Source organism: Aeromonas sp. R1-1, from assembly GCF_040908495.1.
In the GTDB taxonomy this organism is placed as follows: domain Bacteria; phylum Pseudomonadota; class Gammaproteobacteria; order Enterobacterales; family Aeromonadaceae; genus Aeromonas; species Aeromonas veronii.
Genome location: NZ_JBFODV010000190.1, coordinates 1 through 23,040, shown reverse-complemented (window position 1 = coordinate 23,040; position 23,040 = coordinate 1). Strand labels below are relative to the sequence as shown.

Below are 23,040 nucleotides of genomic sequence, written 5' to 3'. Positions count from 1 at the left end.
GGGGCAGGGGCTCAAACCGGTGGAGTGGATTGCCGAGGTGCTGGCTGCCAAGGATCGCAATCTGGCCGGGCCGACCGCCAAGGCCGGTGGCCTCTATCTGGTCGACGTGGATTACCCGGCCGAGTTTGCTCTGCCGCAGTTGCCGCTAGGCCCGCTGTGGCTGCCAGACTCGGCACCGGGTACGACCAGTTTTTAGTAACTGCGCCCGAAAAATTGTGGTTTAATGACCCGTCATTTGTTGCCATCGAGCTATTAAGTCATTGAACAATCTAGGCTCGATGCGTTTTGTCAGGCACAAAAGCATTAAGGAATTCCATGAGCTGGCTTGAGAAGATTCTTCCCAAGAGCAAGATCACTGCGCCCCGTCGTCACAACATTCCGGAAGGGGTGTGGACCAAGTGCAGTGCTTGTGAACAGGTGCTCTACCGGGCAGAGTTGGAGCGCAACCTCGAAGTGTGCCCCAAGTGTGATCATCATATGCGCATCAGCGCCCGCGCCCGTCTCGAGAGCTTCCTCGATGAGCAGGGTCGTACCGAGATCGGTGCCGAGCTGGAGCCGCAGGATGTACTGAAATTCAAGGATTCCAAGCGCTACAAGGATCGTTTGTCTGCCGCTCAGAAAGAGACGGCGGAGAAAGATGCGCTGGTGGTGATGAAAGGGACCCTCAAAGGGGTACCGGTTGTCGCCTGTTCGTTCGAGTTCTCCTTCATGGGGGGCTCCATGGCCTCCGTGGTCGGTGCCCGCTTCGTGCGCGCCGTCGAGGAGTGCATCAAGGAAGGCCGTGGCCTGGTCTGCTTCTCCGCCTCTGGTGGTGCTCGCATGCAGGAAGCCCTCTTCTCCTTGATGCAGATGGCCAAGACCAGTGCTGCGCTGGACAGACTCACCAAGGCGGGACTGCCCTATATCTCCGTGCTGACCGATCCCACCATGGGTGGCGTCTCTGCCAGTCTGGCGATGCTGGGTGACATCAACGTGGGCGAGCCCAAGGCGCTGATCGGCTTTGCCGGCCCGCGCGTTATCGAGCAGACCGTGCGCGAGAAGCTGCCGGAAGGCTTCCAGCGCTCCGAGTTCCTGCTGGAAAAGGGTGCCATCGATATCATCATCGATCGCCGCGAAATGCGTAACCGTCTGGCCAGCCTGCTCGCCAAAATGCTGAATACTCACGTCATCGAAGAGTGAAGATGAGTTCAAACATGCAACAATCCCAAAGCCGGTCGCTTGTCGACTGGCTTTCTTATTTGGAGCAGATCCATCCGGTCAATATCGACATGGGGCTGGATCGGGTCGGTGCTGTCGCCCGGCGTATGGGGCTTACCCAGCTGCCGTTCAAGGTGATCACGGTGGCGGGCACCAACGGCAAGGGCTCCAGCTGTGCCATGGCGGCCAGCATTCTGATGGCCGCAGGCTATAAGGTCGGTGTCTACTCCTCGCCCCATCTGCTGCGCTTTACCGAGCGGGTGCGGGTCAACGGGCAAGAGCTGGCCGACAGCGATCACTGCGCCGCCTTTGCCGAGGTGGAAGCGGCTCGTGGCGAGATTGCCCTTACCTTCTTCGAGTTCGCCACCCTGGCCGGCTTGTGGCTCTTCTGCCGCGCCGCCCCCGATGTGCTGCTGCTGGAAGTGGGGCTGGGCGGTCGGCTCGACGCCACCAATGTGGTGGAGTCCGATGTGGCGATGATCACCTCCATTGCCCTCGATCACTGCGACTGGCTGGGTGATACCCGCGAAGCAGTGGCGGTGGAGAAGGCTGGCGTCTATCGCGCCGGTAAACCCGCCATCAGTGGCGAGCCCAATCCGCCTGCGACTATCGCGATCGAAGCACAGCGTCTTGGCGCAAACCTGCGTCAGGTCGGTATCGATTTTCGTGGCGATGAGCATGAGAGCGGTTGGGATTATCACGGCCTCAACCAGTGGCGGGATCTGCCAAAACCGGCGCTGCCGTTGATGAACGCGGTGACCGTGCTGGCAGCGCTGGAGTCCCTCGGCTTGCCGCTGCCGGAGTCTGCTATCCGCGACGGGCTGGCCAATGCCCGACTGGCTGGCCGGATGCAGCAGCTGCAAAGTGCGCCGCTGGTGATCGTCGATGTGGCCCACAACCCCCATTCGGCGGCCTATCTGGCCGCGCAATTGCGCAAGATGCCCTGCTCGGGTGTGCGCCGCGCCGTGGTCGGCATGCTCAAAGACAAGGACATGGCGGGATCCCTTGCCGAACTCGATGGTCTGATCGGCGAGTGGTATCTGGCCAGCCTCACCGGCCCGCGCGCCGCCACTGCTGCGCAGCTGGCTGCGGCGTTGGGGAAGGGCAAGGAGCCTGCCAGAGAGTTTGATGATGTCAGCGCCGCTTATCAGGCAGCGTTGGCCGCATCGAGTCCGGACGATATGGTCATTGTGTTTGGTTCGTTTTACACTGTCGCCGACATTCTGGCGGGTGTCGCCGTCTAGGCCACACCCCGGCTCCCCGGCCCTCGGGGGGGAGCCAAATCGCATATTGAGTTACGTAAAGGTAGGATTCAACTTGGCCTCGAAGTTTCAAAACCGTCTGGTGGGCACCGTCATCCTGGTGGCCCTGGTTGTTATTTTCCTGCCGGACTTGCTGGATGGTCACAAGCTGGCACAAAAGGAGGAGGCCTTTGCCAAGATCCCGCTGCGCCCCGAGCTGGAGCCTGCCAAGCCTGCGCTGCAGGTCTCGGCAGCCAGCAGCCTGCCAGCCGATCATCTGGCCAGCCAGCAACAGGCCTCTGCGGCCCAGCAGTGGCAAGTGGAAGAGGTGGCTGACCCCATGACCCTCGCCGGTCAGGGCAACGGTGCGCAGCCGGCGACAATCCCTGCCGCACCGGCGCCGGTTCAGCCGCAACAGAATGCCCAACCCAAGCCACAGCCCAAGCCGGAAGTGGTGGCCAAAAAGCCGGTCGAACCGCCAAAGCCAGCACCCAAGCCGACGCCAGCCAAACCGGTTGAAGTGGCCAAGGCACCCGCGCCGGCCAAGCCGCAGGCGGGTCAGATCAAGTCCCTCGACGATCTGATTGAAAGCAAGATGACCCAGCCGACCACTCCCGCGCCTGCTGCGGCACCGGCGCAGGGTAGCTGGATCCTCCAGCTTGGCGCCTTCAAGAACGTCGACAGCGTCAACGCGCTGGTGAGCAAGCTGCGGGCGGCGGGCTACTCTGCCCACACCTCGCCGCGCACACCGGTGCAGGGTCAGCTCAATCGGGTCTTTATCGGGCCGGATGTCTCCAAGGCCAAACTGCAGGGGATGCAGGGGCGGATCTCCCAGATGACCGGCCTCAGTGGCTCGGTGGTCTCTTACAATCCGTGACGGCTTGCCGTTGGCAATGGCCCTCCGAAAAAAACACCGCGCCCCGTGCGCGGTGTTTTTTTATCTGGCTGTCGTGATTTTTAAGGACGGCGTCGTACAGGTCATCCCCCGGTTGGGATTTTCGGGCAGTTGGGGTAGTCTGAGCCCTTCTGCTACTCACAGGAGTTCAAGATGATCCTCTCGACGACCCCCACGCTGGAAGGCAAAGCCATTCGTGAATACCGCGGCATCGTGGTTGGCGAAGCCATTCTCGGCGCCAATATTTTCAAGGATCTCTTTGCCGGGATCCGTGACATCATCGGCGGCCGCTCCGGCGCCTATGAAAAAGAGCTGGCCCGTGCCCGCGAGATCGCCTTCGATGAGCTGAAAGAGCGCGCAGCGGCCCTTGGTGCCAACGCAGTGGTCGGCATCGATATCGACTACGAAGTGGTGGGGCAAAATGGCAGCATGCTGATGGTCAGCATCAGTGGCACCGCCGTGGTGGTCTGATCGGGCATCCACTTCTGCATGGGCAATGAGCCGATAACCGGGTTATCGGCTTTTTTATTGCTGGCTGATACGTGGTGGCTGGTAGGAACATCACTTAACTCATTGATTATAAAAATTTATATTTATTAATAATTCCGCTGGCCGGTTTTATTTTTTTAACTGGGTAGCCCGAGAGGGTCAAGCTAGAGTGCCGCCATCAGGAACGACACCACTCACGGATGAGGTTCTCTTCTCTTGAAGGCGTATCACAATGAATCAAAAACCTGCTCTGCTGACCCTTGTCATGTTGGCCATGACCGCCCATGCCGGCAGTGCCCTCGCGGCGCTGCCCAACTTCAGCGCCACTTGCCCCACCGATATCCGGGTCAAGTCGCAAGGGGGCAACGTCTTTATCAATGGCAAGAAGGCGACCCTGAAAACGCTGGCGCCCGCCGCCTATTCGGCCACGAGCGGCAAGGTGGTCATCGGGATCACCTTCGATCTGCCCGCCAGCGAACCCACCCTGGATTACGTCATCAAACATGATCGCCGGGCCCACGGCTTTTGCACCGTGCACGCCTGGTCGGCGGGCAAGGCCGCCGCACTGCCGATGGCCAAGGGGGACTCGCCCTATCAGGGCAAGTGGATCGCCAAAAACCGCGAGACAGGCGCCACGGTGGCCAACATACAGGTGGATGGCAAGGAGCAGGTGTGGGTCAACGGGGTCAAGGTGAAGGCCAAGCGGGCCGATGGTGCGCTGCAGTTTCGCAAGGGCACCATCCTCTACACCTTGCAGGGGGAGCCGCCTATTCGCGATGAGAGCGACTGGAATGACAGCGATGTTCAGAATACCGGCCCCATCCGGCTCGAGTAACAGACGTGCCACGGCTTGGTCATTGATGCAAAAACAGAGAGCGGCATGGCCGCTCTCTGTTTTGTTGTCTCTATTGGTTGATCGCCGTGCGGGGCTAGATGCCGTGGATGGCGTTGGCTTCTCCATACCAGTCCAGCTTGTCGGCCAGAGTGACCACCGAGCCGATGATGATGAGACTCGGGCTCTTCACCTGACGGGCCAGTTCGGCCAATTGCTGCAGCTCGCCGCGCACCACCCGCTGACTGAGCTGGGTGCCTTGCTCCACCAGCGCCACCGGGGTATGACCGGGCATGCCGTGGGTTTGCAGCGCATCCTGAATGCGGGCGGCGTGGGCCAGCCCCATGTAGAACACCAGGGTCTGGCGTGGGGCCGCCAGCGCCGACCACTCCTGGGCGATATTGCCCTCCTTGTCGTGGCCGGTGATGAACTGCACCCGCTGGGCGTGATCACGGTGGGTGAGGGGAATGCCGCTGTAGGCAGCGCAGCCTGAGGCTGCCGTAATGCCCGGTACCACCGAGAAGGAGATGCCCGCCTCGGCCAGGGTTTCCAGCTCCTCGCCACCCCGGCCAAAGATAAAGGGATCGCCCCCCTTGAGCCGCACCACCTGTTTGCCCAGCTGCGCTTGTTCCAGCAACAGCTGGTTGATCGCCTGCTGGGGCACGCAGTGGCGACCCGCCTCCTTGCCAACAAAGATCCGCTCGGCATCCCGGCGAACAAGCGCCAACACCTCCTGCGACACCAGCCGGTCATAGACCACCACATCCGCCTGTTGCAGCTGCTGCAGACCGCTCAGGGTAAGCAGTCCCGCATCGCCAGGGCCGGCGCCCACCAGGGTTACGCTTCCCTTGCTCTGCTGTTGCTCATCGAGCAGCTCGGCGACACTCTGTTCGGCAGCTTGCTGCTGGCCGCGGGCCAGTTGGCGGGCGAGGCGATCGTGGCTAAAGAGTCGCTCCCAGAAGCGGCGGCGGGCCAGCTTGTCCTGAATGAGTTTGACCCGCTCGCGCAGCTTGCCTGCCAGCGCCGCGAGCTGGCCGAGGTGTTGCGGCAGCATGGCTTCAAGTTTTTCCCGCAGCTGGCGGCTCAGTACCGGCGCCGCGCCTGCGCTGGAGATGGCCACCATCAGCGGCGAGCGGTCAATGATCGCGGGCATGATGGCGCTGCAGTGGGCCGGAGAGTCCACCACATTGCAGAAGATCTGGCGCAGGTTCGCCTCATGAAAGACCTGCTGGTTGACCTCTTGCTGGTTGGTAGCGGCGATCACCAGCCACTTACCATCGAGCAGTTCGGGATGAAAGCCGGCGGCGCAGACGGTCAGGCGACCCTGCTCGGCCCAGCTCATCAGCTGGGGTTCCAGGTGCGGGGCATTGATGGTGATCTTCGCCTTGGCATCGAGCAGCAGGCGCGCCTTGCGCACCGCCACCTCACCGCCGCCGACGATCAGGACCGGCTTGTTTTGCAGCTGACAGAAGAGAGGGAGAAAGTCCATAACAGGCTCCGGATGCTGGCCCGCTCGCAATGCCGCGCCGGGCGAGATAGCAGGGCGCGCCGTGACGCACCCCGGATGGTCGGGGGAAAGATCCCCCGACGGGAATAAAAAAGGGGAAGGGTGATCTACGCCCGGGCCAACGACAGATCCCCACCGGTGTCGGCCACTTGATCACGCTTCCCCAAACGAGGTTTTTCCTATTGCACCGCTTTGACGTGCATGTTGGCGACGTACTGATCTTCGGCCCAGAAGATGCGGTCAGCGACCATGGCTTCCGGGTTGAGGGTGACGCCGCGCAGCACCCGCTCCTTGAACTTGTGATAACCGGCCCGGTCGATAAGGTGACCCATGTGCAGGTAGATGGGTTTGCCATCCAGCATCTCGGCCTCGAACTCGAACAGGTTCTTGATCACCGCGTGCAGCACCTCTTCGGTGACCCAGTTGAGAAACAGCTTGCCGGTACGGGGAGTCTTCTTGCTGGTGCGCCCCCCCAGCTTGACCATATAGAGCTGCTTGGGATCCCGCTGCCAGGCCAGTGTCGGGCAGGCCAGCACACACTCGCCACAGCCGATACACTTGCTCTCCTCCTTGACCGCCTTGCCATGCTTGATGGCGATGCAATCCACCGCGTGGTGGCTACATGCCTTGACGCAGGCGCCGCAGCCGATGCAGCGCTCGGCATTGAAGTGGATCTTGGCGATGCCGAGGATGCCGAAGTCGGCCATGTTGGCCTTGGCGCAGTCGTTGGGACAGCCGGCGATCACCATCTTGAGGTGATAGGGGTTGGGGTAGAGGTGTTTCTCCATCCGCTGAGCCAGCCCGGTGCAGTCGATATTGCCCTTCTGGCAGATGGTGTTGCCCTGACAGGCGACGATGTTGCGCCCGCCGATGGTCTGGTAACCGGCTCGGGTGTCCTCTACCTCGATGCCGCAGGTCTCCACCTCGATCTCCTTGATAAAGGGTTCGAGGGCTGCGTTGACCTTGTCCATGTCCTGATACTTGATGCCGGGCATCGCCAGCTTCTGCCGGGTGGTGAGGTGGATCAAGCCGTTGCCGTACTGTTCGGCGATCTGCTGGGCCACTGCCAGCAGGTGGGCGGGCATGATCCCGCCGGGAATGCGTACGCTGATCATCGCTTCGCCGCGCACCTTGGAGAGGCGGTATTCGTTCTTGGCGCGGGCCTTGATGATGTCGATATCGAGACTCATGGTGTTCTCCCTCAGTCGATCAGATGCTGGGCCTGGTCAAAACGAAAGACCGGTCCATCCACGCAGATATAGGTGTCGCCCATCCGGCAGTGGCCACACTTGCCCACGGCGCAGGCCATGCGGCGTTCGTAGTCGACCCAGATGCGATCCTTGGGGATGCCCCGTTCGAGGAAGGCGAGCACCACGAAGCGGATCATGATGGGGGGGCCGACCACGATCACCTGGATATCCTCCTTGTCACAGAGATCCAACTGGTCGATGTAGTCGGTGACCCGGCCGATGCGAAACTGCTCGCTCTCCTTGCCCTCGTCCAGGGTGACGATGAGGTTCTGCTGCTCGGCCCAGAGCGGCATCTCGTGGCGATAAAGCACCGCCTGCTCGTTCTTGAAGCCGAGGATCATGTCGAGGGATTTCACCTCTTCCGGATGTTTGCTGAAGCGGCGCAGCAGCCCCTTGACCGGCGCGACGCCGGTGCCGCCAGCTACCACGATGAGGTGCTGGTTGCGGTAGGTCTCCAGCGGATAGCCGTTGCCGTGGACGCCGCGCATCCACACCTTGTCGCCCACATCGAGGGCAAACAGCGCATCGGTTACCTTGCCGACCTTGCGGATCAACAGATCCACATAGCCATCGCCATAGTCGGAGACCGAGATGGGCGCTTCGCCGACGGTGGGCAGGGAGATCTCCACAAACTGGCCGTAGTGGACATCAAAGTCGCGGGAGACCCGAAAGTTCCACTCAAGCTCGGTGTGACGCTCGATGGCCAGAATGGTGTAGGCCTTGGGCAGCAGGCGGTTTTCGACCACGTCCTGCTGCGGTTTTGCTGTTGCGGTTTGCTGGCACTGGCACATATCAGTTCGCCCCCTGCGCGTTGTCGGCTGCGATGGTCTGTTCGACCACATCGGTCATCTTGTTGATGATGTTGCTAAAGGAGATGTAGTGAGGGCAGCGATCGTCGCAGCGGCCGCAGCCGACGCACATGTGCTCCTCTCCCTGACGGACCTTGTAGTCGTTGACCTTGTGCAGGGCGCGATAACGCAGGCGCTCGCCATGCTTGGCGCGAAAACCGTGGCCACCGGCCATGTCGCTGAAGCCATCCACCATGCAGCTGGCCCACTGGCGACGGCGCTCGCCCTGATTGGGGTTCTCCGCATAGGTGAGGTCGTGCACGCTATAGCAGCTGCAGGTCGGGCAGGAGGTGGTACAGCGGCCGCAACCGATGCAGCGGCTGTCGTACTCGGCCCAGACCGGATGGGCGGTGAGGATCTGGCGGATCCGCTGGGGGTCGTCACAGACACTGTCCGGGGTGCGTACCTTGACCGGGTTGCTCTGGACAAATTCCGGGGTGAAGTCGTCGGATTCACCCAGTTCGGCAAAGTAGCCGAGCAGCTCGGGATCCTTCACCTCAATACGGGCACCCTCATCGCTCAGACGAATGGCGGCGGCGTAGTCCTGGGTCTCGTTGCTGCCCATGGAGACGCAGAAGCAGTTCTCGAAGCTCTCGCGGCACTCCAGCAGTACCAGCTTGAGCTTGCTGCGCAGCCGGGCGTAGTAGACGTCGCTGTTCTGGCCGTTTTTCAGGTAGACCTGATCCAGCCTGCGCAGAGCGTGGATATCACAGCTGCGCAAGAACAGCAGGGTGGGCTTGGCCTCCACCTTTGATTCGCGCAGCTCCAGATTGTCGAAGTAGAACAGGGTCTGGGTGATGGGGAGCACCACCTCTTTTGGGGAGAAGTGGGACTTCTCCTGCCACACCAGATCGGCCGGATGACGGATGCTGTGATAGGTGACGTTGTCGGTGTCGGAGAAGCGGCCGCCCCGATATTCGGCCGCGGGCGCCATGATCCGGTAATCGGGCCGCAGCCGCTCGAACAGCTGCGCCAGCGCGGGATGGGTGAGAAGAAACGACATAAATAAACACCTTGTATGAGGGTGAGATGCCCTGGCATAGGGATGAGGAGCGGGCCGGTCAGGGGGTCTGGCACCGGTTCTGGCCGCGCTTGCCTCGCCACGGTCTGTTTTTATGACTCATGTTGCTCAACTGACCCGATTGTTATTGTGTTGGCGGCGCGTGCGTCGCGGCAGGTCGGGTCATGCCTGTAAAAGCCTTATCAATTGAGCAGGGCGGCCTGATAGCCTGCGCACTTGCCCATTAAGTATCCCATCTCCAGCTTGTTGATATCGCGGGTGAAACGGGAGACGGGGAAGTAGTCGGCCGGGGCGATCACCTCGATCTGGCAGTCCTCCGGCGGATTGGCGATAAAATCGAGCGCCTCGTTGTAGCTGCGATCCCGCTGCTCCAGCGCCTGTGCCAGCGCGGGGCGGGTCTTGAGCAGAGTGCGGATCATCCAGGGGAAAGGCATCGGCTTGAGCCGATAGCCAAGGGGCTCGGAGAGGATCACCGTCAGGTGACGGGCACCGCGGCGGTAGGCTTCGATCACCGGGATGGAGTCAGCCACCCCCCCATCTGTCATCGGCACCCCGTGCACCTCCGGGTATTCGTGGGAGGCGAGGGGAATGGCGCAGCTGGCGGGCAGCACCTCGTTCATGTTCTCCGGCTTGACCCGGATGTACTCCGCCTTGCCGGTCAGGGTATTGGTCACCACCGCATAGAAGGGGATGCCGGTCTCCCGGTAGGCGTGAATGTCGAGAGGATACTTGCTGCAGCTGGTGTTCCACAGCCAGTGGATATCCACCAGATTGCCCCCCTTGGCAAAACGCAGGGGATCCATAAACTGCTGGCTGCACGCCAGTTTGGTCAGGATCTCGTGGCTGCGGCCATGCTGGCTGGCGAGATAAGCCAGCAAGTTGGTGGCCCCCGCCGAGACGCCGATGGCGAAGTCAAAGGGGCGATAGTCATGCTCGATAAACGCATCCAGCACGCCGCTGGCAAATATGCCGCGCATGGCGCCGCCTTCTACAACCAATGCGCTGGGGGATGCGTTTTTGTTCATGACAGGCACCTCATTGATAAGTCAGAGAGAAAAAGTGGGAAAGAGAACGTTCGGGCTGTCAGGCCGACCATTCTGACAACCAACCGGGGTTGGCCATCGCAATGAGGTCATTCTAGGAAGGGGATAGTGTTTAGAATATCTGTTAATAATGAATCAAGTGTTTTGTATTTCTAAACGATAGTGATAAACCCGTTGTGATCAAAGGGGTTGTGTAGGAGTCTCAACGACTCTGCGATGGCTGGATATTGGCAAGGATGAGTGTGTCATGACGTTATTGGTTCCCCCGCTGCTCCGACGTGGCGATACCATCGCTTTTTTCTCCCCTTCCAGCGCGGCGACCGCTTGGGCACCCAACCGTTTTGCCCGCGCCAGGGCGTTTCTTGAGCGGCAGGGCTTTAGGCTCAAGGCGGGCAGCCTCACCGGCCAGCAGGAGCACTGGCGTTCCGGCTCCATTGCCGCGCGGGCCGAGGAGCTCAACGCCCTTATTCGCGACCCAGAAGTACGCTGCATCATGTCGGTGATTGGCGGCAGCAACTCCAACTCCCTACTGCCCTACCTCGATTTTGAGGCGCTGAGGCGCGACCCCAAGATCATCGTTGGCTACTCCGATGTGACGGCGCTGCTGCTCGGCATCCATGCCAAAACTGGCCTGGTTACCTTTTATGGCCCGGCGCTGGTGGCCTCTTTTGGCGAGTTGCCGCCGCTGGTGGATGAGACGCTGGCCAGTTTTTTACAGATTGCATTGGCCGATGAAGCTGGCGTCCCCTGCACGCTGCCCACCCCGGCAAAGTGGAGCGATGAACGGCTGGACTGGGAGAACCAGACTCGGGCCAAGCAGTGCCAGCCCAATCGGCTGATCTCGGTGGGCTCAGGCCGGGTTGAGGGGCGACTGATCGGCGGCAACCTCAACACCATGGCGGGGATCTGGGGCTCCCCCTATATGCCCGTCATCGAGCACGGCGACATTCTGCTGCTGGAGGACAGCCTGAAATCTGCCGAGACGCTGGAGCGCTCCTTTGCTCACCTCAAGCTGTGCGGGGTGTTTGAGCGGATCGGTGCGCTTATCCTCGGCAAGCACGAGTTGTTCAACGATCAGGGTAGCGACAAGCGCCCCCTCGATATCCTGCTGGAGGTGGTGGTGGAGCCGAACTTCCCCATTCTGGCGGAGTTTGACTGCGCCCATACCCACCCCATGCTGACGTTGCCGCTGGGTATCGAGGTGGCGCTCGATCTCGACCGCCAGCAGCTCACGCTACTGCAGCCCTGGTGGCGAGCAGAATGAGTGCTAAATGAATGTCAAAAAACAAGGCCGCTGATGCGGCCTTGTCTGTTTTTGTTGGGAGGGATCAGGGCAGGGCATCGGGCCGGAAGCTGGCGCGGATTTGCGGCACCAGGCTTGATGGGTCGAACCCTTTCTCCTCGCCCAACACCGGATGGAGCAGGGGTTTTTCTTCGATGGGGGTGATATCCCCCGCCAGCAGCTGGCGGGTGGCCTGACCCATCTGGTAGAGCTGGCGCACCGGCGCAAACTGGGTCGCCAGATTGAGGGGGTCATCGGCGCGGGTGAAGGCCATCATGGGGATCTGGTAGGTGGCATCGCGCGCCGGCTTGTCACCGTGAATCCCCTTGCCGGCAGACATCAAAAACGGCTGGTGATCGCCAAAGGCCACCACCAGATAGCGCTTGCCCGACTGGTCGAGGGTCTTGAGCAGTCGCTCCAGCGAGGCCATGGCATCCACCACCCCTGTGTAGTAGGTGTTGATCAGCTGGGTGTCGCTCTCGCTCTGGTTCGGACAGGCGCCGCTGCGCTCCTGCCCCTGATAGCGGGGGCCATCGAAGGGGCCGTGCCCCTGCATGGTGACCGCATAGGCAAACAGCGGTTTGTCATCCTGTTCGCTGCGCTTTAGCAGGTGGTCGATCAGCGCATCATCGGAGATATAGAGTCCCTTGTGCTCAAGGGTGGTGAAGCGGGTATCGAACCAGCGCTCCTCATAGCCAAGCGCCGGGATCGCCTTGGCGCGCCCCCAGAACTTCTCTACGTAGGGGTGGGCAAACAAGGTCTTATAGCCGCTCTGTCTGGCGCTCTGGGCCAGTCCCGGCACCTGCTGCGAGAGATAGTAGTAGGGCACCACCCCCTGCTTGAGCAAGCCCACCGGCAGGCCGGTGTTCATCTCGAACTCCGCCAGCACCGTCATGCCGCCGGTGGTGGGGGAGTGGATGGTTTTTTGCCACTGCTGCACGCTGGCGGGCAGGGAGAGGGTGGGAGCCGGGGCGCAGATCCGCCTCTTCCAGTCGAGCCAGAGCGACTCATATTGCAGCACGATCACCAGATCCCAGCGCGGCGCAATGCCCTGGGGCGGATAGCTCAGCTGCGGGGTCAGCTCGTTGATCTGCAAGGGGTAGCGAAACACGCTGCCGCTTTGCAGCATCTCGTCCACCAGATTGAACAGATAGAGGCCGGGGCCGGAGCGGATGATGTCCCTGTGGTAGTTGACCGCGCGATCCACGTAGCGAATGTTGGCCCCCAGCAGCTTGTTGCCGGTCTGGGTGGCAAAGACGCAGAGGGCAAAGAAGGCGACGGTGGCAGCGGCTGTGCGCAGCACCCAGCGTGACAGGGCAAAGCGCCAGCAGAGAAACAGTGCCAGCAACACGGTTAAGATGGGCAGGATGGGGTGCTGGTCGAGCAGGATCCGCAGCAGCGCCAGCAGGTTGCCAAAATCATCCCCGCCGAGCGGCACGCCGTAGATGGCGATCTTCATAAAGTTGGCGAGCAGACCTATGCCTGACAGCGCGGTAAAGACCAGCCCCATATAGAGGTTGAAGCCCGCCAGCGCGCAGAGGCTCCAGCCCAGCACCATGCTGCCCCAGGCCAGATAGTAGTGCTCTGGGCGAAAGCCTGACCAGAGCAGAAACTCCCCCAGCTTGAACACCACGAAGCCGTGCAGCAGCACGAAGGTGAGGTTGCCGAGCAGCAGGCTGCCGATGATCCGCCAGCGCAGGCTGCGGCGCAGCTTTGGCAGCACCGTTTTGAGCACGGCGGCGCTCAGGGCCAGCACCAGCGTCAGACTCACCACCAGATAGGTGAGGTTGAAGCCCTGCTCCGGCAGGGTTTGCAGGATCTGGCTGAAATCGCCGCTCTCGGGGCGATCCTTGAGCAGCAGACCGATGCGCAGCTGATAGCGGCTGGCCAGTGCATCGTCCGGAGCGCGCAGGGTACTGTTGAGATCCAGCGAGCAGCGGTTATTGCGGCACACCTGACGCTTATCCACCGCTTGACTGAGCTGGTCGATCCGCTCCCCCTTGTCGTTGAGCAGCTCCACTCGCACCTTGTCCCCCGCTTGCAGCGGCCCTCGCAGTTGCCACTGGCTGCGCACCACCAGATAGAGGCCGCGGCTGTCGCTTTTATAGAGCAGGGCGTGGCGGGTGAGGGTGGCCAGCGGATTGTCGGCGGGGCCCAGCACCAGCGGCTGGGCACGGCCCAGCCAGCTACCGGGATTGATCAGCGGCAACAACAGGGTCAGCAGCAGCAATCCGCCCAGCAGGGCAAGCAGCAGAGAGGGCAGACTCAGGACGCGGGGGCGGCCTGAGGAGGGGCGATTCATATAAGCTCATCCTTTGAGCGAGTGAGGGAGAGATCGTTCATCCGCATAGAGTTTGACCCGATGGTGCGGGCCTTGTTTCAGCTTGTCAATTTAATGACCACTTAATGAATATTTGGTTACAGCTCAACCTTGCAAATTGTGATCCCGATCGAGGGGTTGTTCGGAATATGTGATGAAAGCGTCATCATGGGGTTTTGCCGCTGGCTTGGGAGGGATCTGCTGTTTAGTCTCTCGATAGCGACTGGAGGTACATGTATGAATCCCAAAGTGATGGCACGTCAGGCCAGATTGCTGCGCATGCTGGAGAGCAAGGAAGAGATCCGGATCGGACGCGAGCGCGACTGCCCGCTGCCGCTGGCCCAACTGGTCAAGCTGAAGGATAGCCATCCGGCTGTGGTCAAGGTCTATCGCCACGGTCTCACCGCCGAGGTGTTTCACCTCAAGGTGGAGGGGCATCACTGGTGCCTCAAGCGGCGCCGTCAGGATTCGCTGGTGGCCAACCTCGATGGCAAGACAGCCTTTCTGACCGAGCTGGAGCGGCGGCGCGAAATCGAGGCGCTGCGCGAGCTGCACCCTACTGTCCTCTCCCACGTGGTCTGCACCAGCTTTGGCTCGGCGCGGGCCGGGGTGCTGGTCTCCCCCTGGTTGCGGGGTGTGCCGGTCCATCAGCTCAACGAGCGCAATCTGGCCCAGATGCTGGAGGTGCAGGGGGAGCTGGCCCGCTGGGGCTGGTTTGACTGGGACCCGAGTCCGGGCAACCTGCTCGATGATGGCGAGCAGATCTGCGTGTTCGACTTTGGCTATATGTGGACCTTCGATCCCCGCTTTGAATACAACTCCAATGGTCTGGTCGACCCGCAGTTTCATGTGCCGGAGCGACTGGAGACCCGCACCCTCTCCGGACTCTGGCTCGATGAGGCCGATCCTCTGCCGCAATTTCGCTACTGGCGCGAGCTTTGCCTGAAATGGGTGAAACGGGAGATCCACCACCTGATCCGCGAAGGGGCCAGTGCCCCGGTGCTGGCCCGCCTGCACGCCCTGCAAGGGGAGTGGAGCGCCGCGCTGGCAAGTGACGAGGCGCTCGCCGCCAACTGGTGGCGGGACATGTATCGCAGCCACCGGCTCGATGTGGCCGATGATCTGAGCGGCCAGAGCTGCGGCCCGCTCACCCTGCGTCGCCTCGACTGGTTGATGCAGGCGGTGACGGATCACTATCCGCTGCTGGTGGACAATCTCTCGCCTCAGGAGACTGAGTTGGGCCAGACCGGGCTGCTGGCCCGCTTGCAGCAGCTGCGCCGCGAAGCCGTCGCCTGTCAGTTGCCAGCCACCAGCCTTGCCTGAGCCAATATCTTTGCGGAGTACAAATGAACAGGGCGCCTTGCTGGCGCCCTGTTGCGTGTTCTGGTTCGCCTCGAGGTGAGGGTCAGTCCAGCAACTCCTGATGGAGGCGGTTGACGATATTGCCCGCCTCGCTCTCCTTGACCAGGAAGCAGAGGTTGTGGGCGCTGGCGCCGTAGCAGATCATCCGGATGTTGTGCTCGCGCAGGGCGTCAAAGACCTGACTGCCCACCCCGTTCACTTCGCTCATCCGGTTGCCGATGAGCGCCACCAGTGCCAGACCGGTTTCCACCTCCACCTTGCAGAGCTGCCCCAGCTCGGTCTGTACCTTGTCGCTCAGGATCGGTTCGCCGTTACTCTGGCTGCCGGTGTGATCCAGCGTCAGTGACACGCTCACTTCCGAGGTAGTGATGAGGTCGACCGAGATGCGGTGACGGGCCAGAATGCCGAACACCTCGGCCAAAAAGCCGTAGGCGTGGAACATGTTGAGGCTGTGCAGGGTCACCAGCACCTGCTGGCGGCGCAGGGCGACGGCGCGAAACAGCGGGCTTGAATCTGTGCTGGCGCGGATCCAGGTACCACCGGCGGCAGGATCCTTGGCGGAGCCGACAAACACCGGAATATTCTGGCGCACCGCCGGTTGCAATGTGGCGGGGTGCAGCACCTTGGCGCCGAAGGTGGCCATCTCGGCTGCTTCGACAAAGCTGATTTCGGGGATCGGGCGGGCGCGGGTGACGAGGCGCGGATCCGTGGTGTAGATGCCGGGCACATCGGTCCAGATCTCGATACTGGCGGCATCGAGCGCTTCGGCGAGCAGGGCTGCGCTGTAGTCAGAGCCGCCGCGCCCCAGCGTGGTGGTGCGGCCATCGCCATCGGCACCGATAAAGCCCTGGGTGATGATCAGGCTGTCGCCAAGCTGCGGGCCCAGCGTCTGCTGGCAGAGAGTGCGGGTGGTGGCCAGATCGACGGTGGCCTTGCCAAAGCGGCTGTCGGTGCGCATCAGCTGGCGCACATCCTGCCAGTGGGCCTTGACGCCGCGCTGGCGCAGCAGTTCGGTAAAGAGGCGGGTAGACATCAATTCGCCGCAGGCGATGAGGCGATCGGCCAGCTCCGCATCGGTATGCTGGTGGGCTTGCTGGGCCATGAGGCGAATTTTGTCCAGCTGGCCATGAATGAGGGCGCTCACATCAACGGGGTTGTCGAGATCGGCCAGAATGGCCTGCTGGATCCCGGCCAGTTTGGCCAGCTGCTCGTCGCGGCCCGCTTCGTCCAGCTCCCCTTGTGCCAGGGTGACCAGCAGGTTGGTGACACCGGCGCTGGCACTCAGTACCACCACCCGGGTGGCGGGATTGGCCAGCACGATGTCGGCGCAGTGATTCATGGCCGGGAAGTTGGCGACACTGGTTCCGCCAAACTTGGCGACATTGATCGGGCTCATTGCTTACTCCTGTCTTATTTTAAGATTCCGGTTCCATCGGGCAAAAAAGAGAGGAGGAGGCTGAAAATGGCAGGAATGAACGAAGCTATCCCGGCCAGAAGCACTCCACCTGCAGAGCCCATCCCGTACCGCCCCTGACAGGGCGCGGTGTGGGATGATCACTACCGATGACAACCCGGGGGATTCAGCCCCCGCAGCCGACGTTGAGGTCACCAGTCTCCTCACTCGTCTCGGCGCTGCTCCCCCTGACCCAAGTTCACCGGACGCTGGCGTCCTCCCTTGGGCTGCCTGGGCAGCGCTCCTCTTCTGGCTCCACCAGGGCGGTGGAGTGCGTTTAGAAATAACCTGCGTTGGATTGCACTGTCAATCGAGTTTGTGAAAAAGTTCAAATTGTCAGCTAACTCAACGCAGGATCAATGACTTAGGCAATGGTCTTTGACAAAACCTTGGAACGGCGCTGCCAGTTGTAGAGACGCTGGCGCGCCACCGGCAGATCTTCCACTTCCAGCGGATCGAAGCCCCGCTCCCGGAACCAGTGGATGGAGCGGGTGGTGAGCACGAACAGGCGGCGAATGCCAAGCCGTTTGGCCCGCTCGGCTACCTTGGCCACCAGCTGATCTCCCCGGTTGGAGTTGCGATAGTCGGGGTGGATAGCGACGCAGGCCATCTCCGCCATCGCCTCTTCCATAAAGCAGTAGAGGGCCGCGCAGCCGATGATGAGGCCATCGCGCTCGATGATGGTGAACTTGTCGATCTCCATCTCCAGCTGCTCGCGGGAGCGGCGCACCAGAATACCTTCCTCCTCCAGCGGGCGAATAAGATCCAGAATGCCACCGATGTCCTCGATGGTGGCGGCGCGGGCCTGCTCGGCGCTTTCCCGCACGATCTGGGTGCCGAGGCCGTCGCGGCTGAACAGCTCCTGCAGCATGGCGCCATCATCCTGATAGCTGACCAGATGGGAGCGGGGCACGCCGCCCCGGCAGGAGGCAATGGCTGCGCGCAAGTAGCGCGCGGTGCCGGACATCTCTTCTCCCGCCTGCTCCAGCTCCACCAGCAGCTCTTCGGCCTGTTCGGGGAAAAGCTCGGAGATAGCCTCGCCGTGTCTGTCCATCACCCCTTGGGTGCTGCTGAAACAGATAAGCTTGTCCGCCTTGAGGTCGACCGCCACCCGGCGGGCTACCTCTTCCGAGCTCAGGTTAAAGCTCTCGCCGGTGACCGAGCAGCCGATGGGGGAGATAAGCACCAGACTTTTCTGGTCGAGCTGGCGGGTGATCCCCTCCACGTCGATGCGGCGCACCCGGCCGCTATGGCAAAAGTCGATGCCATCATCTACCCCGAGCGGCTGTGCGGTGACGAAGTTGCCGCTCACCACACTGATCCGCGCCCCCTGCATCGGGGTGTTGGCGAGCCCCATGGAGAGCTGGGCTGTGATGTCGTATTGCAGGCCGCCACACACCTGCTTGATGATGGTGAAGCTCTCGTCATCGGTGACCCGGATCCGCTTGTGATACTGGGCCTCGATACCGGCGCGGGCCAGCGCCTCATCGTTTTGCGGACGTGAACCAAACACCAGCACCAGGCGTATGCCCAGTGTCTGCAGCAGGGCGATATCGCTGACGATATTGGCGAAGTTGGGGTGGCAGATGGCTTCTCCCCCCATCATCAGCACAAAGGTGGCACCCCGATGCACATTGACATAGGGGGTGGATTGCCGGAAGGCATTGACCAGACTGGGTTCGCGTTCACGCACTTGATATTTCTTCCATAAAAAAACAGCGATTGGCTCAATATATGAAAATTAATTCACAAATCAAGACTAAATATTGATTCTGGCTGTTTCTGGTCTACGAGGGGCGGCTTGGCCGTGCGGGTCGGGAAAGGATGGTTGGAAGCGCAGATGGCCGTTGGGGCGAGCGGGGAGGGGCCCGCCGGTTGATCCGGCGCGATAAACTGCTATCTTCGATGCTCCTTTTCGTCAGCTGTGTGATTTCACAGGGTTTTATACAAGGACAGAATTCATGGAACAGATTATTTCACCGGCAGATGCCCTGCCGGGACGACGCGAAGCGATGGTGATTGGTCAGCAGCATGCGGTGAATGGTAACCCGACCCAGGGCCCCTGGCCCGAGAACATGGAGATCGCCTGGTTTGGCATGGGTTGCTTCTGGGGCGTGGAGCGCCTGTTCTGGCAGCAGCCGGGCGTCTACTCCACCGCGGCAGGTTACCAGGGCGGCGTGACCCAGAATCCCACCTACAAAGAGGTGTGCAGCGGCCTGACCGGTCATGCCGAGACGGTGCAGGTGGTGTTTGATCCGGCGGTGATCAGCTATGGCGATCTGCTCAGACTGTTCTGGGAGCAGCACGATCCGGCGCAGGGGATGCGTCAGGGCGGGGACATTGGCACCCAGTATCGCTCGGTGATCTTCTATGGCGACGAGAGCCAGCAGATCATTGCCCAGCAGAGCATGGCGGCCTACCAGCAGGCGATGGCAGCAAGCGGTGACAGCCGTGCCATTACCACTCGCATTCTGCCGCTGGCGCCCTTCTACTACGCCGAGGATTACCATCAGCAATATCTGGAGAAAAATCCGGATGGCTACTGCGGATTGGGTGGCATTGGAGTCTGTTTGCCACCCAGCCTGAACCGCTGAACAGGTTTCTAGTCGATTTCTTAATAAAAGTGAAAATAAATGGTCGGAGGAGGGAACTTATTGCGACCAGTCGGGACTAACTAGGTAGCGTCCAGGGATCGGATGCAAAGTCCAGACACATTTCTTGCCTTGATAACCGCCTGATGAATGAACGCACTGGCGGGTTGAAAATGATAGCAAGCAGGGCTGCCCACCAAGGCGGCCCTTTTCCTTATCTGCTGCTTTGAAATCTTGCGTTGGGCGGGAAAACCGGACGGCAGATCAGCCGATGGCGCTGTCGAACAGGTTCTTGATGAGATCGATAAACTCGATGAGGAAGGTTTTCTGTTCCGGGGTCGGGGCGCGCAGCCAGACGGCGGAGAGCACCTCTTCCAGATCGGCGACCACGGCGTCGGCCTCCTGCATGATAGCGAAACGCACCTTGGGATCGAGCTGGGGGTTTTGCTCGCAAATGGCCATCAGGTTGCTGGCAACACGGCCACTGACGAGATCTTCGATGGTCTCTTCACCATCGTTCTGCTGTTGGGATTCAAACAATCCCAAACTCTCCACCAGATACTCGATCAGCGAGATATAGCCTTCACTTTCTACCACCATGGTTGCTGCCTCAATACAGTAACAATACGAAAATTAAGCGTATTTTAGTGGCTTGCCCTAGCTTGGCAAGCAGCAGTGCAGGCGATGGCGCGTAAAACTGACTCCGCCCCGCTCTACGCACTCCAGCCCGGTCAACGTAAAGCCATGTCGTAAAAATAGCTCATAACTGAAGGCGCTGGCCTCGGTGGTGATGAGGGTCATACCGAGCCCTCTGGCCCCCGCGAGCGCCGTGGTGAGCAGCAGATTGCCCAGTCCCTGGCGCTGATGGTCGGCGCTGACATAGAGCAGACTGAGGTGGCCATCGGGGCTCAGGGTGACAAACCCGAGGGGCACATTTGCCTGCTCCGCTACCCAGCCGTGGTGCTCGCGCAGCTGGCTGACAAAGCCCGGATGTTGTGAACCTAGGGCCCACTGCTCCACCTGTTCGGCGCTGTAGTGCTCGGGGCCGCAGCGTCGCACCGCCTGCTCAAACAGGGTTACGAGGGCGGGGATATGTGCCTCGCCAAGGGGGACAATACAAAGTGCTGGGCTAAGTGCTGGCGTCATAAGGTTGGGTCGTCAGTGGGGGAGAGGGGGCGCGGCGCCTGTGGCCGTTTGGCTTTGGGCAGACCCGCGACAACCCGCTCATAGGAGTGGTGCACCCAGCCCTGCCACAGATCATCTGGCAAGGTGCTGTTCAGGGTCACTGTGTTCCAGTGTTGCTTGTTCATATGCCAACCCGGTTTGACCTCGGGGTGGATCTCGCGCAGCAGCAACGCCAGCTCGGGCTCGCATTTGAGGTTGATGGTGAGCGGCTCGGCCTGCCAATCCACCAGCGCGAACATCTTGTCCGCGATGCGGTAGACCAGGATCTCCGGGCCAAACGGGGTATCTTCGGTGGCGCCCGGCAGGGTCAGCAGAAAGTGGCGCAAACGGGTCAAATCCATGGTGGGTTCTCGCGCAAGGGGTGATCCGGGTCATGTCAGGCGCATATCTATCGGCGGGCCTGTTCTGTTAATATGCGCGCAGCCGAGTATACCCCCCATCACCAAGGGAGCCTATTGGATGTTGTATCACAAGACTTTCGAACTGGGTCCCGAGCGGGATTGGGTGGTGTTTGTCCACGGCGCCGGTGGCAGCTCCTCCATCTGGTTCAAGCAGCTGCGCGCCTATCGCGAGCACTTCAACGTGCTGCTGCTGGACTTGCGCGGCCACGGCCAGTCTCACCAGCTGCAACAGGTGGTCAAGGGCCACTACAGCTTTCGGGAAGTGACCGAAGATATCGTTCGGCTGCTCGATCATCTCGATATCCGCCGCGCCCACTTTGTCGGCATCTCCCTTGGCACCATCCTTATTCGCCATCTGGCCGAGCTCTGCCCGGAGCGGGTCAAGAGCATGGTACTGGGCGGCGCCATCCTGCGGCTCGATATCCGCTCGCGGGTGCTGGTGCAACTGGGCCGACTCGGCCAGCACTTCCTGCCCTATATGTGGCTCTACCGGCTGTTTGCCTTCATCATCATGCCGCGCCAGCACCATCAGGAGTCGCGCAACCTCTTTGTGCGCGAGGCCCGCAAGCTCTGCCAGAAAGAGTTCAAACGCTGGTTCCGCCTCGCCACCGAGGTTAACCCGCTGATGCGTTATTTTCGCGAACGCTCCCTGCCCATTCCCACCCTCTATGTGATGGGGGAGGAGGATCATATGTTTCTGGCGCCAGTGCGCGAACAGGTGGCCCGCGATGCCAGCTCCTCGCTGGCGGTGATCGAACAGTGCGGCCATGTCTGTAATGTGGAGCAGCCGGAGCAGTTTAATCGCCGTACGCTGGCGTTTTTAACGGCCCAACCTAGCTGAATCGGCGTCAACTGACGATTTGATGCGGTCTTGGTGGTTTGAGCCTGCGAGGTAATGTCTGGTTTGGGGCCTCAACAGCCGGGTGTGAGCCCACTACAGCCCGGCTGGCTGAGCTCGTGGTTACCCTGTGACTCTTATCACCAAGGAGTCCCGATGATCAAACTCATCCACACAATGATTCCGGGTTCGTGACCCGAATATATCACTGCATTTCTATCATGATGCCCTCAGCGGGCTCACTTCCCCTTCGAGGGCTTTATCGAGCGACTGCATCGCACACTGCTGAATGAACACTTTCGCATCAAAGTGCGGACGACCTAGTATGAGTCGGTAGAGTAGATGCAGACAGTCCTGGATAGCTACTTGGCTGCGGCCACATCAGGGTTGGATTATGGAGGGTCAGACCCTCTACAGCATGTTCAAGAGGGTTCTGAAATTGATACCGAAGGAAGTGCGCATTAAAGTAGCGTAAAAAGACACCGGTTTGAGGCCGGTGTCAGGTGATAACTTGATCTGTACAGATTGGCACAAGCTTGAAATGTATCAGGGAAAGGAATTAGATTTTATCCAATGCTTTGGTATCTGATGCATACTTACACATGGTCGTTGTATTATCAGCAGCATAGTTGTAGCTGGTCTCAATATAACTTCCTCTATCGCCAGTCAAAATGATATTTACTTTGCTGCTGGGGTTAGGGTAGTGATTGTCACCATCACCACCATACCAATGACCTTTATTAAGGTCGTAGAAGTATATATTACCCAGCACTCTAATTTTTAATATGAATCGTTCAAAGTTGGTTGCAACGTTTGCCACTGCTGACTGGCCATTCTTGATGGTCAGGGTCATGAATTGATAAGGGCTTGCTTCGATAATTTCTACATCAACACCCAAGGCATTCACTATAGTTAAACTTCCCATATTATCACCCTATAATCTGTAGTAATGATGCTGCTTTTTAATTTCGAAGAGGCCGAATGGATGAATTAAATTGTCATCAAGGGCACTGCTGAAATTAAATTTATGAAAGATTTTATATTTTAGATAGATATTCAATGCTATCTGTGAAAGTATCAACTGCAAGATCTGACACTTTGCGTACGGTGGATTTCTGCTATTTTATCTGGGAATTAAATCCCTGTATTTTCAATCTATTGGGTGTGGTAAGAGAAAGTCATTCAGATATCGGGTAAACAAACTCATATTCCTAATATCTGAATGGCTCAGTAGCCGGTCATCTCCAGATAGCCCACCCCCTTGGCATCCCCCGAGACAGATACC

At 60.2% G+C, this 23,040-nt stretch carries 21 protein-coding genes, 2 pseudogenes and 1 riboswitch; of the genes and pseudogenes, 11 read left to right on the top strand and 12 right to left on the bottom strand.

Annotation, left to right across the window (positions count from 1 at the left end; genetic code table 11):
• From truA to AB5Y92_RS12175, 6 genes and pseudogenes are all read left to right on the top strand, one after another.
• A pseudogene (gene truA / locus AB5Y92_RS12200) lies at positions 1-196 on the top strand (tRNA pseudouridine(38-40) synthase TruA); the annotation flags it as partial.
• Between the two features lie 119 nt (positions 197-315).
• Positions 316-1,179 (top strand): acetyl-CoA carboxylase, carboxyltransferase subunit beta, encoded by an 864-nt coding sequence (accD, locus tag AB5Y92_RS12195; RefSeq protein WP_005333765.1) that lies wholly within the window; start codon positions 316-318, stop codon positions 1,177-1,179.
• A 2-nt stretch (positions 1,180-1,181) separates the two neighbouring features.
• Positions 1,182-2,441, top strand: coding sequence for a bifunctional tetrahydrofolate synthase/dihydrofolate synthase (gene folC, locus AB5Y92_RS12190; protein ID WP_368226867.1), 1,260 nt, complete (start codon positions 1,182-1,184; stop codon positions 2,439-2,441).
• A 73-nt stretch (positions 2,442-2,514) separates the two neighbouring features.
• Positions 2,515-3,315 (top strand): cell division protein DedD, encoded by an 801-nt coding sequence (gene dedD / locus AB5Y92_RS12185; protein ID WP_236271181.1) that lies wholly within the window; start codon positions 2,515-2,517, stop codon positions 3,313-3,315.
• Between the two features lie 171 nt (positions 3,316-3,486).
• Positions 3,487-3,804: a heavy metal-binding domain-containing protein gene (locus AB5Y92_RS12180; RefSeq protein ID WP_005352756.1), complete on the top strand. Its 318-nt coding sequence runs from the start codon at positions 3,487-3,489 to the stop codon at positions 3,802-3,804.
• A gap of 250 nt (positions 3,805-4,054) precedes the next feature.
• Positions 4,055-4,657 (top strand): hypothetical protein, encoded by a 603-nt coding sequence (locus AB5Y92_RS12175; RefSeq protein WP_368226866.1) that lies wholly within the window; start codon positions 4,055-4,057, stop codon positions 4,655-4,657.
• 94 nt (positions 4,658-4,751) lie between these two features.
• Here AB5Y92_RS12175 and cysG read toward each other — a convergent pair whose 3' ends face one another.
• From cysG to AB5Y92_RS12150, 5 genes are all read right to left on the bottom strand, one after another.
• Entirely contained in the window at positions 4,752-6,143 is a 1,392-nt protein-coding gene (gene cysG, locus AB5Y92_RS12170) for a siroheme synthase CysG (RefSeq protein ID WP_368226865.1), read from the bottom strand.
• Between the two features lie 197 nt (positions 6,144-6,340).
• Complete coding sequence (asrC, locus tag AB5Y92_RS12165; RefSeq protein ID WP_368226864.1) at positions 6,341-7,351, bottom strand: sulfite reductase subunit C; 1,011 nt, start codon at positions 7,349-7,351, stop codon at positions 6,341-6,343.
• An 11-nt stretch (positions 7,352-7,362) separates the two neighbouring features.
• The gene (gene asrB / locus AB5Y92_RS12160; protein ID WP_368226863.1) at positions 7,363-8,202 is read right to left on the bottom strand and encodes an anaerobic sulfite reductase subunit AsrB; all 840 of its coding nucleotides are present in this window, start codon (positions 8,200-8,202) and stop codon (positions 7,363-7,365) included.
• A gap of 1 nt (position 8,203) precedes the next feature.
• Positions 8,204-9,262 (bottom strand): anaerobic sulfite reductase subunit AsrA, encoded by a 1,059-nt coding sequence (gene asrA / locus AB5Y92_RS12155; RefSeq protein WP_368226862.1) that lies wholly within the window; start codon positions 9,260-9,262, stop codon positions 8,204-8,206.
• 200 nt (positions 9,263-9,462) lie between these two features.
• Entirely contained in the window at positions 9,463-10,305 is an 843-nt protein-coding gene (locus tag AB5Y92_RS12150) for a patatin family protein (RefSeq protein WP_368226861.1), read from the bottom strand.
• A gap of 265 nt (positions 10,306-10,570) precedes the next feature.
• Here AB5Y92_RS12150 and AB5Y92_RS12145 point away from each other — a divergent pair, with 265 nt between their 5' ends.
• Complete coding sequence (locus AB5Y92_RS12145; protein WP_368226860.1) at positions 10,571-11,587, top strand: S66 peptidase family protein; 1,017 nt, start codon at positions 10,571-10,573, stop codon at positions 11,585-11,587.
• 64 nt (positions 11,588-11,651) lie between these two features.
• On the opposite strand, the gene AB5Y92_RS12140 is transcribed toward AB5Y92_RS12145, so the two are convergent.
• Positions 11,652-13,907: an LTA synthase family protein gene (locus AB5Y92_RS12140; RefSeq protein WP_368226859.1), complete on the bottom strand. Its 2,256-nt coding sequence runs from the start codon at positions 13,905-13,907 to the stop codon at positions 11,652-11,654.
• A 255-nt stretch (positions 13,908-14,162) separates the two neighbouring features.
• Between AB5Y92_RS12140 and AB5Y92_RS12135 the strand changes: the two genes are divergently transcribed.
• Positions 14,163-15,248, top strand: coding sequence for a hypothetical protein (locus AB5Y92_RS12135; protein ID WP_368226858.1), 1,086 nt, complete (start codon positions 14,163-14,165; stop codon positions 15,246-15,248).
• Between the two features lie 82 nt (positions 15,249-15,330).
• On the opposite strand, the gene lysC is transcribed toward AB5Y92_RS12135, so the two are convergent.
• Together lysC and argA are read right to left on the bottom strand one after the other, a co-directional pair.
• Positions 15,331-16,683 (bottom strand): lysine-sensitive aspartokinase 3, encoded by a 1,353-nt coding sequence (gene lysC / locus AB5Y92_RS12130; RefSeq protein WP_368226857.1) that lies wholly within the window; start codon positions 16,681-16,683, stop codon positions 15,331-15,333.
• Between the two features lie 90 nt (positions 16,684-16,773).
• Positions 16,774-16,997, bottom strand: a riboswitch (Lysine riboswitch).
• A gap of 107 nt (positions 16,998-17,104) precedes the next feature.
• Positions 17,105-18,433: an amino-acid N-acetyltransferase gene (argA, locus tag AB5Y92_RS12125; RefSeq protein ID WP_042055633.1), complete on the bottom strand. Its 1,329-nt coding sequence runs from the start codon at positions 18,431-18,433 to the stop codon at positions 17,105-17,107.
• Positions 18,434-18,701: 268 nt separating this feature from the next.
• Here argA and msrA point away from each other — a divergent pair, with 268 nt between their 5' ends.
• Positions 18,702-19,334, top strand: coding sequence for a peptide-methionine (S)-S-oxide reductase MsrA (msrA, locus tag AB5Y92_RS12120; RefSeq protein ID WP_005352745.1), 633 nt, complete (start codon positions 18,702-18,704; stop codon positions 19,332-19,334).
• 261 nt (positions 19,335-19,595) lie between these two features.
• Here the strand turns inward: msrA and AB5Y92_RS12115 are convergent, their stop codons facing one another.
• From AB5Y92_RS12115 to AB5Y92_RS12105, 3 genes are read right to left on the bottom strand one after another with little or no spacing between them, the layout of a single operon-like run.
• Entirely contained in the window at positions 19,596-19,931 is a 336-nt protein-coding gene (locus AB5Y92_RS12115) for a DUF3802 family protein (RefSeq protein ID WP_005333735.1), read from the bottom strand.
• A gap of 57 nt (positions 19,932-19,988) precedes the next feature.
• Complete coding sequence (locus AB5Y92_RS12110; protein WP_100645627.1) at positions 19,989-20,477, bottom strand: GNAT family N-acetyltransferase; 489 nt, start codon at positions 20,475-20,477, stop codon at positions 19,989-19,991.
• A complete protein-coding gene (locus AB5Y92_RS12105) occupies positions 20,474-20,857 on the bottom strand; it encodes an MmcQ/YjbR family DNA-binding protein (protein ID WP_368226856.1) in 384 nt (127 codons plus the stop codon). Before AB5Y92_RS12105 ends, AB5Y92_RS12110 begins: the two co-directional genes overlap by 4 nt.
• A gap of 118 nt (positions 20,858-20,975) precedes the next feature.
• Between AB5Y92_RS12105 and AB5Y92_RS12100 the strand changes: the two genes are divergently transcribed.
• Both AB5Y92_RS12100 and AB5Y92_RS12095 read left to right on the top strand, forming a co-directional pair.
• Positions 20,976-21,758, top strand: a complete 783-nt coding sequence (locus AB5Y92_RS12100; RefSeq protein ID WP_005352739.1) for an alpha/beta fold hydrolase — start codon at positions 20,976-20,978, stop codon at positions 21,756-21,758.
• 252 nt (positions 21,759-22,010) lie between these two features.
• Positions 22,011-22,230, top strand: a pseudogene (locus tag AB5Y92_RS12095) (IS481 family transposase); the annotation flags it as partial.
• Between the two features lie 84 nt (positions 22,231-22,314).
• Here the strand turns inward: AB5Y92_RS12095 and AB5Y92_RS12090 are convergent.
• Entirely contained in the window at positions 22,315-22,680 is a 366-nt protein-coding gene (locus AB5Y92_RS12090) for a hypothetical protein (RefSeq protein ID WP_005352731.1), read from the bottom strand.
• Between the last annotated feature and the right edge of the window lie 360 nt (positions 22,681-23,040).

Excerpts from the sequence above, each read along its gene's own strand:
- accD (WP_005333765.1), top strand. The coding sequence starts at position 316 with ATGAGCTGGCTTGAGAAGATTCTTCCCAAGAGCAAGATCACTGCGCCC.
- folC (WP_368226867.1), top strand. The coding sequence starts at position 1,182 with ATGAGTTCAAACATGCAACAATCCCAAAGCCGGTCGCTTGTCGACTGG.
- AB5Y92_RS12180 (WP_005352756.1), top strand. The coding sequence starts at position 3,487 with ATGATCCTCTCGACGACCCCCACGCTGGAAGGCAAAGCCATTCGTGAA.
- AB5Y92_RS12175 (WP_368226866.1), top strand. The coding sequence starts at position 4,055 with ATGAATCAAAAACCTGCTCTGCTGACCCTTGTCATGTTGGCCATGACC.
- cysG (WP_368226865.1), bottom strand. The coding sequence starts at position 6,143 with ATGGACTTTCTCCCTCTCTTCTGTCAGCTGCAAAACAAGCCGGTCCTG.
- asrC (WP_368226864.1), bottom strand. The coding sequence starts at position 7,351 with ATGAGTCTCGATATCGACATCATCAAGGCCCGCGCCAAGAACGAATAC.
- asrB (WP_368226863.1), bottom strand. The coding sequence starts at position 8,202 with ATGTGCCAGTGCCAGCAAACCGCAACAGCAAAACCGCAGCAGGACGTG.
- asrA (WP_368226862.1), bottom strand. The coding sequence starts at position 9,262 with ATGTCGTTTCTTCTCACCCATCCCGCGCTGGCGCAGCTGTTCGAGCGG.
- AB5Y92_RS12150 (WP_368226861.1), bottom strand. The coding sequence starts at position 10,305 with ATGAACAAAAACGCATCCCCCAGCGCATTGGTTGTAGAAGGCGGCGCC.
- AB5Y92_RS12145 (WP_368226860.1), top strand. The coding sequence starts at position 10,571 with ATGACGTTATTGGTTCCCCCGCTGCTCCGACGTGGCGATACCATCGCT.
- AB5Y92_RS12140 (WP_368226859.1), bottom strand. The coding sequence starts at position 13,907 with ATGAATCGCCCCTCCTCAGGCCGCCCCCGCGTCCTGAGTCTGCCCTCT.
- AB5Y92_RS12135 (WP_368226858.1), top strand. The coding sequence starts at position 14,163 with ATGAATCCCAAAGTGATGGCACGTCAGGCCAGATTGCTGCGCATGCTG.
- lysC (WP_368226857.1), bottom strand. The coding sequence starts at position 16,683 with ATGAGCCCGATCAATGTCGCCAAGTTTGGCGGAACCAGTGTCGCCAAC.
- msrA (WP_005352745.1), top strand. The coding sequence starts at position 18,702 with ATGGAACAGATTATTTCACCGGCAGATGCCCTGCCGGGACGACGCGAA.
- AB5Y92_RS12115 (WP_005333735.1), bottom strand. The coding sequence starts at position 19,931 with ATGGTGGTAGAAAGTGAAGGCTATATCTCGCTGATCGAGTATCTGGTG.
- AB5Y92_RS12110 (WP_100645627.1), bottom strand. The coding sequence starts at position 20,477 with ATGACGCCAGCACTTAGCCCAGCACTTTGTATTGTCCCCCTTGGCGAG.
- AB5Y92_RS12105 (WP_368226856.1), bottom strand. The coding sequence starts at position 20,857 with ATGGATTTGACCCGTTTGCGCCACTTTCTGCTGACCCTGCCGGGCGCC.
- AB5Y92_RS12100 (WP_005352739.1), top strand. The coding sequence starts at position 20,976 with ATGTTGTATCACAAGACTTTCGAACTGGGTCCCGAGCGGGATTGGGTG.
- AB5Y92_RS12090 (WP_005352731.1), bottom strand. The coding sequence starts at position 22,680 with ATGGGAAGTTTAACTATAGTGAATGCCTTGGGTGTTGATGTAGAAATT.